This window comes from Streptomyces sp. NBC_00344 (assembly GCF_036088315.1).
Taxonomy (GTDB): Bacteria; Actinomycetota; Actinomycetes; order Streptomycetales; family Streptomycetaceae; genus Streptomyces.
Genome location: NZ_CP107996.1, coordinates 2,009,777 through 2,025,769, shown reverse-complemented (window position 1 = coordinate 2,025,769; position 15,993 = coordinate 2,009,777). Strand labels below are relative to the sequence as shown.

Genomic DNA, 15,993 nt, shown 5'->3' with positions numbered 1-15,993 from the left:
TACTTCTCATAGCAACACCGGTACCAGGGAGCTGTTTTCCATGAGCGCCGAGTCCACGGGTTCCCGCACCTTCACCTACTGGCGGCTTCGCTTTCACGACTGGCGGGGCGGCCGACCCTTCTGGGCGGGCCTGTTCACCCTGGCGGGAGGCGGGCCGATCGCCTACTTCCCGTACGCCAACATGCACCTCGGCAACATGACGCTTGCCATGTCCACCACGGCCGGCGCCGGGTCGCTGATCATCGGTGTGCTGCTGGTCACGCTCGGCGTGACGATGTGGTTCCACAGCGTAGTCCGGGTGTTCGCGGGCATCGCGGCTATCCTGCTCGCGCTGATTTCCCTCCCGGTGGCCAACATCGGTGGCTTCATCATCGGCTTCCTGCTGTCCATGCTCGGTGGTGCTCTCGCCCTCTCCTGGGCGCCTGCGAAGCCGAACCGGGATCCGGCTGTGCCTGCCGAGGGCGAGCCCGAGGGTGTGGCTCCCCGGGACGGAACATCCGAAGGTGCGGAGGCGGGCGCGTTCGACGCGTTCAGCCACCACGCGGCCGTCCCCGGGCAGAAGCCGGCCGTGCACAACCAGGACACGACAGTGGATGCCAACGGTGGGAGGCACCGTGCGGGGTGACGAAGCGCAGCTGAGTACCACCGAAAGCGACGACCTCTCCGAGCGAAGAGGGGGCCGTCACGCGGCTCCCAGGAAGTCGTTGCTGACGAAGCTGCACATTCCCACGAGCAAGGCGATCGCCCTTGCCGCGATGCCCACCGCGGTGGTCGTCGGGATGGGGCTCACCCCCAAGCTGGCGATGGCCGACGACGGAGGCAGTCCGTTCGCGGCCGGCCCCTGTGTCACGCGTTCGGACGCGCCGAGCGATTCGGCGAAGCCGTCCGACTCGCCGAGCCCTTCCGCGAGTGCGTCGGGTTCGTCCTCCGCCGACAAGGCGAAGAAGACGGACACGGCGAAGGACGAGTCCGCGGACACGAAGGACACGCCGGCTCCGTCGGCCACGCCTTCGGCCGGGAGCACGTCCAAGTCGGCCGCGCCGTCGTCGGACCAGCCGTCCGCTTCGTCCAGCTCGTCGCCGACCGCGACGAAGACGAAGAGTTCGCTGGACCCGCTGGGTGTCGGAGAAGCGCTGGGGAATCTGCTCGGCGGCGGTTCCGACAAGGACACCGCGAGCCCGTCCCCCACCCCCTCGGCCTCCGATTCGGCCAAGGCGTCCCCCGACGCGTCCAAGACCCCTGACGCGTCCAAGACCGCCGACAAGCCCGTCTCGAAGGTCACCGACAAGGTCACGGCCGCGGCGAAGAAGACGGCGGACGACACCGCCGACAAGATTCGCGCAGCGGCGGCCGAGGCAGGCAAGTCGGTCAAGGACCTGCCTGCCGGCGCCAAGAGCCTCGACCCGACGAAGGACACCGCGATACCGGACGGTGCCAAGCCGTCCTATCCGTGCCCCACCGCGGACCCCAAGGCCCTCGCGGCGGCCGACCAGGAGACGGGCATGCCGTCCCTGCCGGACGACCCGTGGACCCTGAAGAGCTCGATGCTCACCCTCAGTGGTCTCGACTACAAGGGAATCGTCGAGGTCAAGACGGGCAGCGGGAAGATCAAGAAGGTACTGAAGTTCACCTCGTCATCGGTGGACATCAAGGACCTGCACCAGCTGACCGTCGGCCCGAACGGAAAGACCGGCAACGTCAAGGCGGCCTCCGGCTCGACGTCCACGATCCGCAACGGCACGGTCACGATGTACACGGAAGAGCTGAAGGGCAACCTCTTCGGTCTCATCCCGATCACGTTCAGCCCGGAGACCCCGCCTCCCATCAACGTGCCGTTCGCGTTCTTCACGAACGTCACGGTGAAGCAGGCGGGCCAGTTCGGTGGCACTCTCACCGTGCCCGGTCTCCAGAACTACTTCACCGGCGCCTGACCCGCCGGCAAAGCACGTCCGGGAGCCGCGGAAACGACGGTGGCCCGCACCCCAGAGCAATGCTCAACAGGGGTGCGGGCCACCGTCGTTTCCGTTTTCCGGCAGCCGGGCTCGGTCCTCCGGGGGCGTGCCGGCCTGCTCCGGCGCCCCGCCAGGGGCCCACCCTCGCGTTCCTGCCCCGTTCAGGCCTGTGGCCCGCACCCCGGGGTTCGGGGACACGGGCCACAGTGGCGCGGCGGGACGGGCGGGAACTACTCGCTCTCGCCGCCCAGGTGGTGCACCCGGACCATGTTCGTGGTCCCGGGGACACCGGGGGGAGAACCGGCCGTGATGACCATCTTGTCGCCGTCGCCGTAACGGTTGAGCTTCAGCAGCTCGGCGTCCACGAGGTCGACCATCGCGTCGGTGTTGTCCACGTGGGGCACGACGTACGACTCGACGCCCCAGCTCAGCGCGAGCTGGCTGCGGGTCGCCTCGTCCGTGGTGAAGGCCAGGATCGGCTGGCAGGTGCGGTAGCGGGACAGGCGCCGGGCCGTGTCTCCGGACTGGGTGAAGGCGACCAGGGCCTTGGCGTTCAGGAAGTCCGCGATCTCGCAGGCCGCGCGGGCGACCGAGCCGCCCTGGGTACGCGGCTTCTTGCCGGGGACCAGGGGCTGGAGGCCCTTGGACAGCAGCTCCTCCTCGGCAGCGACGACGATCTTCGACATCGTCTTCACGGTCTCGACCGGATAGGCACCGACCGATGACTCGGCGGAGAGCATGACCGCGTCGGCCCCGTCGAGAATCGCGTTGGCGACATCGGACGCCTCGGCGCGGGTGGGGCGCGAGTTGGTGATCATCGACTCCATCATCTGAGTCGCGACGATGACCGGCTTGGCGTTGCGCCGGCAGAGCTCGATGAGGCGCTTCTGCACCATCGGGACCTTCTCGAGCGGGTACTCGACGGCCAGGTCACCACGGGCGACCATGACACCGTCGAAGGCCGCGACGACGCCCTCCATGTTGGCGACGGCCTGCGGCTTCTCGACCTTGGCGATGACCGGGACCCGGCGGCCCTCCTCGTCCATGATCTTGTGGACGTCCTTGACGTCGCTCGCGTCGCGCACGAAGGAGAGCGCCACCAGGTCGCAGCCCATCCGCAGCGCGAACCGGAGGTCGTCGATGTCCTTCTCGGACAGGGCGGGCACGTTCACCGCCGCACCGGGCAGGTTGATGCCCTTGTGGTCGGAGATGACACCGCCCTCGATGACGATGGTCCTGACCTGCGGGCCCTCGACCGAGGTGACCTTGAGCTCGACGTTCCCGTCGTTGATCAGGATCGGGTCACCCTTGGCGACATCGCTGGGCAGGCCCTTGTAGGTCGTACCGCAGATGGACTTGTCACCCGGTACGTCCTCGGCGGTGATGGTGAACTCGTCACCGCGCACCAGCTCGACGGGTCCGTCGGCGAAGGTCTCCAGCCGGATCTTGGGGCCCTGGAGGTCGGCGAGCACGCCCACGGCGTGGCCGGTGGCCTCCGAGGCCTTGCGGACGCGGTGGTACCGCTCCTCGTGCTCAGCGTGGGACCCGTGGCTCATATTCAGACGGGCCACATTCATGCCGGCCTCGATGAGCGTTTTCAGCTGCTCATAGGAGTCGACGGCTGGGCCCAGGGTGCAGACGATTTTGGAACGGCGCATGAGGCGGATCCTATCGGTTTGTTTCGCTGCGGAATATTCCGTCTGGTGGAAAGTACAAATGGGCGGGATGGCGCTCAGGTGTCAGCCGTTGACCAGGGCGTAGACCTGTTGTGCAATTTCAAGTTCTTCGTCCGTCGGGACCACGGCCACGGCCACCCGGGAGTGCGCCGGGGAGATCAGCCGGGCCTCGTCGGAACGTACGGCATTGAGCCCGGGATCCACCGCAAGCCCCAGCAGTTCGAGGCCCGCGACGGCCGCTTCGCGCACGGGCGCCGAGTTCTCGCCGACGCCCGCGGTGAACGCCACGGCGTCGACCCGGCCGAGCACCGCCGCGTAGGCGCCGATGTACTTCTTCAGCCGCTGCACATAGATGGCGAAGGCCAGCCCGGCCGATTCGTCACCCTCGTCGATGCGCCGCACGATCTCTCGCATGTCGTTGTCGCCGCACAGCCCCACCAGGCCGCTCTTCTTGTTCAGCAGCACATCGATCTCGTCGACCGACATGCCGGCCACCCGGGACAGATGAAAGATCACGGCCGGGTCGGTGTCCCCGGACCGTGTACCCATCACCAGTCCCTCCAAGGGGGTGAGCCCCATGGAGGTGTCCACACAGACCCCGCCGGCCACCGCCGATGCCGAAGCCCCGTTGCCGAGGTGCAGCACGATGACATTGACGTCCGCGGGTGCCTTCCCGAGCAGGGCCGCGGTCCTGCGGGAGACATAGGCGTGCGAGGTGCCGTGGAAGCCGTAGCGGCGGATGCGGTGCGCGTCCGCGGTCTCCACGTCGATGGCGTAGCGGGCTGCGTATTCCGGCATGGTCGTGTGGAACGCGGTGTCGAATACGGCGACCTGCGGCAGATCGGGGCGCAGTTGCTGCGCGGTCCGGATGCCGGTGATGTTGGCCGGGTTGTGCAGCGGGGCGACCGGCACCAGCCGTTCGATCTCCTTGAGCACCGCGTCGTCCACCACCGTCGGTGCGGTGAACATCAGCCCGCCGTGCACCACCCGGTGGCCGATCGCGGCCAGCTCGGGGGAGTCGAGCCCCAGCCCGTCGGCGGCCAGCTCATCGGCGACCGCCTCCAGGGCCGCCGCGTGGTCGGCCACAGCTCCGGCCCTCACCCGGGTCTCTCCGCCGGTGAAGAGCGGTGTGTGCGTGAACCGGGAAGCCGGCTCACCGATCCGCTCCACCAGGCCGACCGCGAGCCGGGAGGCGTCCGTCATGTCGAGCAGCTGGTACTTCACCGACGAGGAGCCGGAGTTGAGGACGAGGATGCGGGTGGCGGCGGTCATGCGGAGCCCTCCTGGCCCTGGGCCTGGATCGCGGTGATCGCGACCGTGTTGACGATGTCCTCGACGAGGGCGCCGCGTGAGAGGTCGTTGACGGGCTTGCGCAGCCCCTGGAGTACCGGGCCCACGGCGACGGCGCCGGCCGAACGCTGCACTGCCTTGTAGGTGTTGTTGCCCGTGTTGAGGTCGGGGAAGATCAGTACGGTGGCCTGTCCTGCGACATCGGAGCCCGGCAGCTTGGTGGCGGCGACGGACGGCTCGACCGCCGCGTCGTACTGGATCGGTCCCTCGATCTTCAGGTCCGGCCGCGCGGACCTGACCATTTCGGTGGCCTGGCGCACCTTGTCGACGTCCGCCCCCGAGCCCGATGTGCCGGTCGAGTACGAGAGCATCGCGATCCGTGGTTCCACCCCGAACCGGGCCGCGGTGGCGGCCGCCTGGATCGCGATGTCCGCGAGCTGTTCGGCGTCGGGGTCCGGGTTGACGGCGCAGTCCCCGTACACCAGGACCTTGTCGGCCAGGCACATGAAGAACACCGAGGAGACGATCGAGGCGGTGGGCTTGGTCTTGATGATCTCGAAGGCGGGCCTGATGGTCGCCGCCGTGGAGTGCACGGCGCCCGACACCATGCCGTCGGCGAGCCCCTCCTGGACCATGAGCGTGCCGAAGTACGACACATCGGCGACCACGTCGTGGGCGAGTTCGAAGGTGACGCCCTTGTGCTCCCGCAGTTTCGCGTACACCTCGGCGAAGCGTTGCCGCAGTTCGGAGGTCTCAGGATCCACGACGTCGGCCCGGGAGAGATCGATGCCCAGATCGGCGGCCTTCTTGCGGACGGCGTCCACATTGCCCAGCAGCGTCAGATCGCAGACCCGGCGGCGCAGCAGCACATCAGCGGCCCGCAGCACCCGCTCCTCGGTGCCTTCGGGCAGCACCACCCGGCGGCGGACGGCGCGCGCGGTCTCCAGGAGCTCGTGCTCGAACATCATCGGGGTGACCCGGCCGCTGCGGGCCACCGAGAGCCTGTTCAGCAGCTCCCCGGTGTCCACATGGCGCTCGAAGAGACCCAGCGCGGTCTCCGCCTTCCGGGGGGTCTGCGCCGTCATCCGGCCTTCCAGGGCGAAGAGTTCACCGGCGGTGGGGAATGAGCCCCCGGTGACCGCGACCACCGGGGTGCCGGGCGCGAGCCGGTCGGCGAGTGTGAGGATGCCCTGGCCGGGGCGCTCGTTCAGGGTCAGCAGCACCCCGGCTATCGGAGGGGTCCCCGCGCTGTGCGCGGCGAGCGAGCCCACCACCAGGTCGGCACGGTCGCCGGGGGTCACCACCAGGCAGCCCGGCGTCAGCGCGTTGAGGAAGTTGGGCAGCATCGCTCCGCCGAAGACGAAGTCCAGCGCGTCCCGGGCGAGCCCCGCGTCGTCCCCGAGCAGAACCGTTCCGCCCAGCGCGCCGGTGATCTGGGCGACGGTCGGCGCCGCCAGGGCCGGCTCGTCGGGCAGGACCGAGCAGGACACGGACAGCTGCGAGGCCAGCTGCTCGGCGACGGTCCCGCGGTCCCCGGGGGCGACCCGGTTGGCGACCATGGTGATGACATCACAGCCGAGCGCCTGATAGGCGCGGTGGGCGTTGCGGACCTCGGCGCTCACGGAATCGGCCGTCTGACCCTTGCCGCCGACGACCGGGATCACCGATGCGCCGAATTCGTTGGCGAGCCTGGCATTGAGCGCCAGCTCGTCGGGCAGCTGGGTGCCGGAGAAGTCGGTACCCAGCACGAGCACCACCTCGTACCCCCTGGCCGCCTCGTGGAAGCGGCCGACGAGCCGGGAGACGAGTTCGTCGGTGCCCTGCTCCGCCTGGAGGGCGGAGGCCTCGTGATAGTCCATTCCGTAGACCGACGCCGGGTCCTGGCTCAGCCGGTAACGCGACCTCAGCAGCTCGAACATACGGTCGGGTCCGTCGTGCACCAGTGGCCGGAAGACTCCCACCCGGTCCACCTGGCGGGTCAGGAGTTCCATGATCCCCAGCTCGACGACCTGGCGGCCGTCGCCGCGATCGATCCCGGTCACGTACACGCTGCGCGTCACGCGTGTTCTCCGTCCTTCTCTTCTCGGGGTGTGGTCCGACGGGCGCCTTCCCGGCCGGTCCCCGTCAGCCCCTGAGGCCGGGCGCGCCCTCTTGACAGTACCCTCGGGCCCTGTCGGGTCGCCTGTCCGCGGAGTGGCGGTAAAGGCGCCGGCCGGGCGGGCCGTGGAAGAATCGGGCCGGCTCACATGTACCGCTAGGAGCAGGAGACACAGCACGATGCGCATCGGAGTCCTCACCGCAGGCGGCGACTGCCCCGGCCTGAACGCGGTCATCCGCTCGGTTGTGCACCGCGCAGTGACCGGCCACAACGACGAGATCATCGGATTCGAGGACGGCTTCAAGGGCCTGCTCGACGGCCACTACCGGCCGCTCCACCTCAACGAGGTCAGCGGCATCCTCGCCCGTGGTGGCACGATCCTCGGCTCGGCCCGCCTCGAGCGCGACCGGCTGCGCGAGGCGGCGGAGAACTGCGCCGAGCTGACCAGGCGCTACGGCATCGACGCCCTGATCCCCATCGGGGGCGAGGGCACTCTCACCGCCGCCCGGATGCTCTCCGACGCCGGTATGCCGGTGGTGGGTGTCCCGAAGACCATCGACAACGACATCTCGGGTACCGACCGCACCTTCGGTTTCGACACCGCGGTCGGGGTAGCGACCGAGGCCATCGACCGTCTGAAGACCACCGCCGAGTCGCACCAGCGGGTGATGGTCGTCGAGGTGATGGGCCGGCACGCCGGCTGGATCGCCCTGGAGTCCGGAATGGCGGGCGGCGCCCACGGAATCTGTCTCCCCGAGCGGCACTTCGAGGTCGACGACCTGGTCAAGATGGTCGAGGAGCGCTTCGCCCGCGGCAAGCGGTTCGCGGTGATCTGTGTGGCCGAGGGGGCGCACCCGGCCGAGGGCTCCATGCCCTACGAGAAGGGCGTCATCGACCAGTACGGCCATGAACGCTTCGCCGGTATCGGTACCCGCCTGGCCATCGAACTGGAGAGCCGTCTCGGCAAGGAGGCCCGCCCGGTCATCCTCGGCCATGTGCAGCGAGGCGGTACCCCCACCGCGTACGACCGGGTGCTGGCGACCCGCTTCGGCTGGCACGCCGTGGAGGCGGTGCACCGCGGGGACTTCGGCAACATGACGGCGTTGCGCGGCACGGACATCTCGATGGTGCCGCTGGCGGATGCGGTCACCCACCTGAAGACGGTCGACCCGAGTCGTATGTACGAGGCGGAATCGGTCTTCTGACGAGGCCCATCCCGGCCGACCGTCGCGTCGTGCGGCGGCGGCCTGCCGGGGAACAACGGACAGCCCTCAGCTCTGGGTGATCTCCCAGAAGCGCGGAACGATCCCGTCGAGGAAGGTGCGTCCCTCGTCGCCCGAACCGGCGGCGGCGCCCCAGCTGAGTGTGGTCACCATCTGCGCCTGGTAGTCGGAGTGCAGCTGCTCGAGCGCGCCCTCGATCCGCGGTCTGGGCAGCGGCACCAGCTTGGCCGTGGGCCGTACATGGGCCTGCCAGCGCGTGGTCACCGCTCGGCGCAGCACATCGGCCAGCTCGCCGTCACGGCCGGTGGCCGTCAGGAATTCCGCCGGAGTGAGGGAGAGCGCCTCCTTGAGCGCCATCGACTGGCGTTCGTTGCCGCGCCAGCGTCCCGACTCCTCGCTCTTCAGATACCCGGGAACATCCATCCCGACCTGCCGTGCCAGGTCCTCCGGCGCCAGGCCGTGGGCCAGCCGGTGCTCACGCAGGGTGATGGCAGCGACCAGGAGTTCCCCCGGGGAGCACCACAGCACACCTGCCAGTGCTGTCAGTTCACGGGACGTCGGGGACTGCAGGCCGCGTTCCCAGGCGGCCACCAGGTCCGGAGTGGCGGAAAGGCCGTACTGGGCACGCAGCCCGTAGGCGACATGGCCGGGAGCCATGCCGAGGGCTTCACGCAGGCGGCGTGCGGCAGAGGCATCGAAGGGCGGGGTCTGGTGCACGGGCACAAGATAAGGGCATATGCCCTCCGGTGAATACGGTTTGTTCACACCGTCTCACCATGTGTCCACACTGTCAGGTCACCCCTTGACCGCACCGCCCAGGGCGAACCCGCCGCCCAGCCTGCGGGAGATCAGGATGTAGAGCAGCACCACGGGGGTGGAGTAGATGATCGAGAACGCGGCGAGCTCCCCGAACGCCACCTGCCCCGTCCGGTTGCCGAAGAAGTTGTAGATCGAGACCGAAGCGGGCAGCTGTTCCGGCGTGAGCAGCAGCATGAACGGGACGAAGAAGTTCCCCCACATCATGATGAAGCTGAAGATCGTCACCACCATGACGCCCGGACCCATCAGCGGCAGCACCACCCGTCGCAGGGTCTGCATCGCACCGGCGCCGTCGGTCCAGGCCGCCTCCTCGAGAACCATCGGAACGCCGTCCATGAAGTTCTTCATCAGCCAGATGGCAAAGGGGAGTTGAGAGGTGCACATGAAGAGCGCGGTGCCGTACATGGTGTCGATGAGATCGGTCTGCACGAACAGCGCATAGACCGGAACCATGATCGCGGTGATCGGCAGACAGGTGGTGAACAGGATCGTCAGCAGGAACGGACGGTTGAAGCGCGACCTGTAACGCGAGAGGGGATACGCGGCCAGCGCGGCCGCGGCGACGGTCAGCGCGGTCGCGCTGCCGCACAGCAGCAGACTGTTGAGCATCGGCCGGAAGGTGATCTCCTCGTTGAGCACTCCGGTGAAGTTGGACAGTCCGGGGCTGTGCGGGATGCGGACGCGCAGCCCGGCGAGCGGGTCGACCGAGGCCAGGACCAGCCATACGAGTGGTACCGCGAAGGCCGCGGCGAGCACCAGCAGAGCGGCGTCGATGGCCAGACGTTCGGTGGTACGGCGGCGCATGGACACCTCACACCTCCGTCTTGATCAGGCGCAGATAGACGGCCGAGAAGAGCGAGCTGATCAACAGCAGCAGAAGGGCTACGGCGGTGCCGTAGCCGATGAAGCTCTTGAGGAACGCCTGGTCGTACATGAAAACGGGCAGGGTCTCGCTGCGGTTGCCTGGCCCGCCGCGGGTCATCGCCCAGATCAGTCCGAAGACCGACAGGGTCTGCAGGGTGTTGAGCATCAGATTGGTGGCGATGGAGCGGCGGATCATGGGCAGGGTGATGTGCCAGAAGCGCCGCAGCCCCGTCGCGCCGTCCATCTCGGCGGCCTCCGTGACGTCCTGCGGTATCTCGTTGAGAGCAGCCGAGTAGATGAGCATCGAGAACGCGGTGCCGCGCCAGACGTTGGCGAACGAGACGGCCAGGATGGGCAGCGTGTAGAGCCAGTTCTGGGTCGGGAGATGGAGCCATCCGAGGATCGCGTTGAGCGTGCCCTCGCGGCGGAAGAAGGCGTACAGCAGGAACGCGGCGACGATCTCCGGGAGCACCCAGGCGGCGATCACGAAGATCCCGGTGACGGTGCGGACGGGTTTGGATGCCCGGCGCATCAGAGCGGCCAGCGCCATGCCCAGGCTGTTCTGCCCGAGGATCGACGAAATGACGGTGAACACCAGCGTCAGCCAGACCGCGTTGCGGAAGTTCACGTCGCTGAAGGCACGGCGGAAGTTCGCCAGCCCGACGAAGTCGGTCGACGAGGTCCCGGTCAGCTGCATGTTGGTGAACGCGATGTAGACGCAGTAGCCGATGGGCCCCGCGAGGAAGACCAGCAGCAGAAGGACGGCGGGGGTGAGGGGCAGCCAGCCGAGCGGGCCGCCCCTGCGCAGTGTGCTGCTCATCCCTTGCTGACGATGGCGTCGCCGACGGCCGTCTTCAGCTGGTCGTCGTATGTCTTCGCCGCCGCTTCGGGTGAGGCGTCGCCCGTCGTCACTGACTCCATCGCGTCGCCGATGGCCGACGACACCTGCGGGTAGACGGGGAGGGCGGGCCGGTAGTGCGTGTTCTTCACCAGACTCGTGAAGAAGGTCACCCCGGGACTGGACTTCAGATACTCCGGATCCTTGGCGACGTCGTCGCGGACCGCGATCTGGGCACCCTGGACCGTCCACTTCACGGCGTTCTTCTGCGTCTGCAACTGCTGGATCATCTTCCAGGCCAGGTCCGTGTTCCTGGACTTGCTGGGGATCGACCAGGTCCAGCCGCCCGACATGGACACCGTGCCGGGTGCCTGGCCGTTCTGGGTGGGCATCGCCGCCTGGCCCATCACCTTCGACCACGCCGGCCATGGCTTGCCGCCGGTCGGCAGCCACTGGTTGCCGAGCCAGGAACCGTCCAGATCGATGGCCAGCTTGGAGTCGGGCAGCCATTCGGTCTGCACCTGCGTTCCGACGTTCGGGTCCAGCGCGTCGGACTGCTCGGGGCCGAGCCTCTCCTTGAAGACGGTGTGCACGAAGTCCAGCGAGTCCTTGAATCCCTTGCCGCCGGCGACCCACTTGCGCTGCTTCGCGTCGTACAGGGGGTCGGCGCCCGTGCCGTACAGCAGCATCTCGAAGCCCTGCATCACCGCGGCTTCACCGGGGCCCTTGCCGGTGTAGACGTTCAGCGGGATGCTGCCCGGCACCTTCTTCTTGATGGTGCGTGCCGCGTCGAGGATCTCCGCCCAGCTCTTGGGCTGCCAGTTCTCCGGCAGCCCGGCCTTCTTGAAGATCTCCTTGTTGAACCAGAGGCCCCGGGTGTCGGTCCCGTCGGGGACTCCGTACGTCTTGCCGTCCTGGGCCTTGGCCGCGGTCTTGGCCGTCGGTACGAAGTGGTCCCAACCCGGCCACGCGTCGAGGTACTTGTCGATCGGCGCCAGATAGCCGCTCTTGATGTCCGAGTTGATCAGGAAGGTGTCCTCGTAGACCAGGTCGGGGGCGGTCTTCGGGGAGCGCATCATCTGCTGGATCTTGGTGTAGTAGGCGTTCTCGTCGGCCTGGATCGGCAGAAGCTTGACCTTCTTGCCCGGATTGGCCTTCTCGAAGTCCTTCTTCACCGTGGCGAGATAGTTGTCCATGATGCGTACTTTGTTGCTGGTGGATCGCTGATACGCGATCCGCACGGTGTCCGGATCGCTGCCGGAACCACTGCCACAGGCGGTGAGCGAACCCGCCGCGATGACGGTGGCTGCGGCAGCGAGGATCAGCGGGGCGGTGGGGCGCACGGGCACGACCTCCTCAGGCGCGAACCGCGATCAGCGGCTGCCCGGCGAACGTAAGGCGGGGCCGATTCGAAGGTCAATGCCCGTGCATGACAACGTTGTTATCGGCCCCGTTCCCCGGTGGGTTCACGGGCGGCTGAGCCAGCGGTACTGCAGTTCCGGGCGTCCGATCTGCCCGTACTGCGGACTGCGCGCGGCCCGTCCGGTGGTGACCAGATGCTCCAGATACCGGCGGGCGGTGATCCGCGAGATGCCGACCTCGGTACCGGTGCCGGTCGCGGTGGCGCCGCCGGACGCGGCCCGCAGCGTACGGATCACCGCTTCGAGCGTCGGGGCGCTCAGACCCTTGGGGAGCGCGGAGGGCTGCGGTGTCCGGAGGGTGGCCAGCGCCCGGTCCACCTCTTCCTGCCCGCTCGCCTCGCCGGCGGCGGCCGTGCGGAATTCGGCGTAACGCACCAGCCGGTCGCGGAGGGTGGCGAAGGTGAACGGCTTCAGTACGTACTGCACCACGCCGAGCGACACCCCTTCGCGCACCACGGCCAGATCACGCGCCGATGTGACGGCGATGACATCGGCGGTGTGCCCCGCTGTCCGCAGCGAGCGGACCAGTTGGAGGCCGTGTCCGTCCGGGAGGTGCAGATCGAGCAGGAGCAGGTCGACCGGCGTACGGTCCAAGGCGCGTACCGCCTCAGCTCCGGAGTGGACCTTTCCTGCCACGGCGAAGCCCGGGACCCGGCCGACGTAGAGCTCATGGGCGTCCGCCGCCACCCGGTCGTCCTCGACGACCAGCACTCTGATCATGCGGTTGCCTCCTGCCGGACCGGAAGCCTGACGACGAACTCCGCGCCGGACACCGTGACCGTACCGCCACCGCCCAGGACGGTCTGCCTGACCAGGGCGAGACCCAGGCCGCGGCCGGTGCTCTTCGTCGACCAGCCGAGCCGGAAGACGTCGTCGGTGTCGTCGGCGCCGACCCCGGGCCCGGTGTCGTGCACCCGGATCAGCAGTTCGCCGCCGGCCGCCCGTACGGTGACGGTGACCCGCGCGTCCTCGCTGCCCTGGGCCGCGTCGACCGCGTTGTCGATGAGATTGCCGAGGATCGTGACCAGGTCGCGGGCCGGCAGCAGCCCTTCGTCGATGACGCTGTCCTCGGCCAGTACCAGCTCCACGCCCCGCTCGTTCGCCTGAGCGGCCTTCCCCAGGAGCAGCGCGGCCAGCACCGGTTCGTCCACGGCTCCCACCACATGGTCGGTGAGGGTCTGGGCGAGCTCGAGCTCGGCGGTGGCGAACTCCACGGCCTCGGTCACCCGCCCGAGCTCGATCAGGGAGACCACGGTGTGCAGCCGGTTCGCCGCCTCATGGGCCTGGGCCCGCAGCGCGCGGCTGAATCCGCGCTCCGAGTCCAGCTCGCCGGAGAGCGCCTGGAGCTCCGTGTGGTCCCGCAGGGTGACCACGGTGCCGCGGTGCTCGCCGCTGGAGACCCGGCGGCTGTTGAGGACCACGACCCGGTCGGAGGTGAGATGGACCTCGTCCACCCGCGGTCCGTCGGAGAGCAGGGCGCCGGCGAGTGGGGCGGGCAGCCCGAGATCGGCAGCGCTGCGGCCGACCGCGTTCTCGTCCAGCCCCAGCAGCTCCCGGCCGCCGTCGTTGATCAGGGCGATCCGGCGCCCGCTGTCCAGCATCAGCAGCCCCTCCCGCACCGCGTGCAGGGTGGCCTGGTGATAGTCGTGCATCCGGCTCAGCTCGGCCGGGTTCATCCCGTGGGTGTGCCGGCGCAGCCGGGCGTTGATGACGTACGTGCCGATACCACCGAGCGCGAGGGCCGCGGCGGCGAACGACAGCAGCACACTCACCTGCCGCCGGAGCTGTGCGTCGATCCGTTCCACGGTGATTCCCGCGCTGACCAGGCCGGTGATCCGGTGGCCGGCCCGGACGGGCGTGACGACCCGTGCGGACGGGCCGAGGGTGCCCGTGTAGGTCTCGTCGTGCGTCGCACCGTGCAGCGCCGCCCCGATGTGCCCGAGATAGTGCTCCCCGATGCGGGCCGGATCGGGGTGGGTCCAGCGGACGCCGTGGGTGTCCATGATCGTCACGAAGGCCACCCCGGTGGACTGCCGTACCCCTTCGGCGTAGGGCTGCAGAACAGCCGTCGGATCGGCGCTCAGCGTCGCCTGCTGCACCGAGGGCGAGAGCGCCACGGCCTGCGCGGCAGCCGTCGCCTGACGCAGCGCGGCGGCCTGCGCCTGGCGCTGCTCGGACAGATAGCTGAAGACCGCACATCCGGCCACGATGACCGCCACCAGCACGACCTGCATCGCGAAGAGCTGGCCGGCGAGGCTGCGGGGCCGGGGGCGGGGTATCTGCATGGCTGAAAGTGTGCCCTGCGGTTCTCGGGAGAACGAAATGAACTCAAGGGTGACCGGGGTCACAGGGGTGGTGGATAGTCGCGGGGATCCGCCGGGATGGTCAGGGACGCGGATCGGAACATCGTGTGACGAGGAGGCAGCGTGTCCGCAATGAAGCGGGACCGTACGCACTATCTGTATTTCGCCGTGGTCGGTGCGGTGGTACTCGGTATCGTGGTGGGCTTCGCGGCTCCTGGGGTGGCGGTCGAACTCAAGCCACTGGGAACCGGGTTCGTCAATCTGATCAAGATGATGATCTCGCCGATCATCTTCTGTTCGATCGTGCTCGGCGTCGGCTCGGTCCGTAAGGCCGCCAAGGTGGGCGCGGTCGGCGGTCTGGCGCTCGGCTACTTCCTGGTCATGTCGACCGTGGCGCTCGCCATCGGCCTGGTGGTGGGAAATCTGCTGGAACCGGGCGCCGGTCTGCATCTGACCGAGGCGGTACGGCACACGGGGGCGGCGCAGGCCCAGGGCGCCGGCGAGTCGACCGTGGACTTCCTGGTCGGGATCATCCCGACGACGATGATCTCCGCGTTCACCTCGGGCGAGGTGCTGCAGACGCTGCTCATCGCACTGCTCACCGGTTTCGCGCTGCAGGCGATCGGCCCGGCGGGTGCGCCGGTGCTGCGCGGTATCGAGCACATCCAGCGGCTGGTCTTCCGGATCCTCGCGATGATCATGTGGGTGGCACCGGTCGGTGCCTTCGGTGCCATGGCGGCGGTGGTCGGCGAGACGGGTGTGGACGCGCTGAAGTCCCTCGCCGTCATCATGATCGGCTTCTATGTGACCTGTGCGCTCTTCGTCTTCGTGGTCCTCGGTACGCTGCTGCGGCTGATCGGCGGCATGAACATCTTCATGCTGTTCAAGTACCTGGGCCGGGAATTCCTGCTGATCCTCTCCACATCCTCGTCCGAGTCGGCCCTGGCCAGGCTGATCGCGAAGATGGAGCACCTGGGTGTCAGCCGCCCGGTCGCCGGTATCACGGTCCCGACGGGCTACTCCTTCAACCTCGACGGCACCGCGATCTATCTGACGATGGCCTCGCTCTTCGTCGCCAACGCGATGGACAAGCCGCTCAGCGGTGGCGAGCAGATCTCCCTGCTGCTGTTCATGATCGTCGCGTCGAAGGGCGCGGCGGGGGTGACGGGCGCGGGCCTCGCCACCCTGGCCGGCGGACTCCAGTCGCACCGTCCGGAGCTGGTCGACGGTGTGGGTCTGATCGTCGGCATCGACCGCTTCATGAGCGAGGCTCGGGCTCTGACGAACTTCGCGGGCAACGCGGTGGCGACCGTGCTGGTCGGCACCTGGACGAAGGAGATCGACAGGGAACGGGCTGCGGCCGTGCTGGCCGGACGGATCCCGTTCGACGAGGCGACGCTCATCGACGACGGTCAGACCGCCGGGCAGCCGCAGGAAGACGTACCGCTGCCGCGCGAAGGCGAAAAGGAGCCCGCCCCGCAGGCCTGAACCCGGCCGGTGGGCGGCCCC

13 protein-coding genes are annotated in these 15,993 nt (G+C 68.5%); 4 read left to right on the top strand and 9 right to left on the bottom strand.

The window, feature by feature from the left end:
• Positions 1-40 precede the first annotated feature (40 nt).
• Together OHS16_RS08920 and OHS16_RS08915 are read left to right on the top strand one after the other, a co-directional pair.
• A complete protein-coding gene (locus OHS16_RS08920; protein WP_328536631.1) occupies positions 41-625 on the top strand; it encodes a DUF6114 domain-containing protein in 585 nt (194 codons plus the stop codon).
• Complete coding sequence (locus OHS16_RS08915; protein ID WP_328540774.1) at positions 615-1,931, top strand: hypothetical protein; 1,317 nt, start codon at positions 615-617, stop codon at positions 1,929-1,931. The genes OHS16_RS08920 and OHS16_RS08915 overlap by 11 nt, the downstream gene beginning before the upstream one ends.
• Before the next feature lie 251 nt (positions 1,932-2,182).
• Here OHS16_RS08915 and pyk read toward each other — a convergent pair whose 3' ends face one another.
• From pyk to pta, 3 genes are all read right to left on the bottom strand, one after another.
• Positions 2,183-3,610 carry a pyruvate kinase gene (gene pyk / locus OHS16_RS08910; RefSeq protein WP_328536630.1) on the bottom strand — a complete coding sequence of 476 codons (1,428 nt, stop codon included), beginning with the start codon at positions 3,608-3,610 and terminating at the stop codon, positions 2,183-2,185.
• A gap of 81 nt (positions 3,611-3,691) precedes the next feature.
• Positions 3,692-4,900, bottom strand: a complete 1,209-nt coding sequence (locus OHS16_RS08905) for an acetate kinase (RefSeq protein ID WP_328536629.1) — start codon at positions 4,898-4,900, stop codon at positions 3,692-3,694.
• Positions 4,897-6,978, bottom strand: a complete 2,082-nt coding sequence (gene pta, locus OHS16_RS08900) for a phosphate acetyltransferase (protein ID WP_328536628.1) — start codon at positions 6,976-6,978, stop codon at positions 4,897-4,899. The genes OHS16_RS08905 and pta overlap by 4 nt, the downstream gene beginning before the upstream one ends.
• 217 nt (positions 6,979-7,195) lie before the next feature.
• Between pta and OHS16_RS08895 the strand changes: the two genes are divergently transcribed.
• Positions 7,196-8,221 carry an ATP-dependent 6-phosphofructokinase gene (locus OHS16_RS08895; protein ID WP_328536627.1) on the top strand — a complete coding sequence of 342 codons (1,026 nt, stop codon included), beginning with the start codon at positions 7,196-7,198 and terminating at the stop codon, positions 8,219-8,221.
• A 66-nt stretch (positions 8,222-8,287) separates the two neighbouring features.
• On the opposite strand, the gene OHS16_RS08890 is transcribed toward OHS16_RS08895, so the two are convergent.
• From OHS16_RS08890 to OHS16_RS08865, 6 genes are all read right to left on the bottom strand, one after another.
• Positions 8,288-8,956, bottom strand: coding sequence for a helix-turn-helix domain-containing protein (locus OHS16_RS08890; RefSeq protein WP_328536626.1), 669 nt, complete (start codon positions 8,954-8,956; stop codon positions 8,288-8,290).
• A 78-nt stretch (positions 8,957-9,034) separates the two neighbouring features.
• Entirely contained in the window at positions 9,035-9,862 is an 828-nt protein-coding gene (locus OHS16_RS08885) for a carbohydrate ABC transporter permease (RefSeq protein WP_328536625.1), read from the bottom strand.
• Positions 9,863-9,869: 7 nt separating this feature from the next.
• Positions 9,870-10,742 (bottom strand): carbohydrate ABC transporter permease, encoded by an 873-nt coding sequence (locus tag OHS16_RS08880; protein WP_328536624.1) that lies wholly within the window; start codon positions 10,740-10,742, stop codon positions 9,870-9,872.
• On the bottom strand, positions 10,739-12,103 hold the full coding sequence (locus tag OHS16_RS08875; RefSeq protein WP_328536623.1) for an extracellular solute-binding protein: 1,365 nt from the start codon (positions 12,101-12,103) through the stop codon (positions 10,739-10,741). Before OHS16_RS08875 ends, OHS16_RS08880 begins: the two co-directional genes overlap by 4 nt.
• Before the next feature lie 123 nt (positions 12,104-12,226).
• Positions 12,227-12,901: a response regulator gene (locus OHS16_RS08870; RefSeq protein ID WP_328536622.1), complete on the bottom strand. Its 675-nt coding sequence runs from the start codon at positions 12,899-12,901 to the stop codon at positions 12,227-12,229.
• On the bottom strand, positions 12,898-14,466 hold the full coding sequence (locus OHS16_RS08865; protein ID WP_328536621.1) for an ATP-binding protein: 1,569 nt from the start codon (positions 14,464-14,466) through the stop codon (positions 12,898-12,900). The genes OHS16_RS08870 and OHS16_RS08865 overlap by 4 nt, the downstream gene beginning before the upstream one ends.
• A 150-nt stretch (positions 14,467-14,616) precedes the next feature.
• Between OHS16_RS08865 and OHS16_RS08860 the strand changes: the two genes are divergently transcribed.
• On the top strand, positions 14,617-15,972 hold the full coding sequence (locus OHS16_RS08860; protein WP_328540773.1) for a cation:dicarboxylate symporter family transporter: 1,356 nt from the start codon (positions 14,617-14,619) through the stop codon (positions 15,970-15,972).
• The last annotated feature ends 21 nt before the right edge of the window (positions 15,973-15,993 follow it).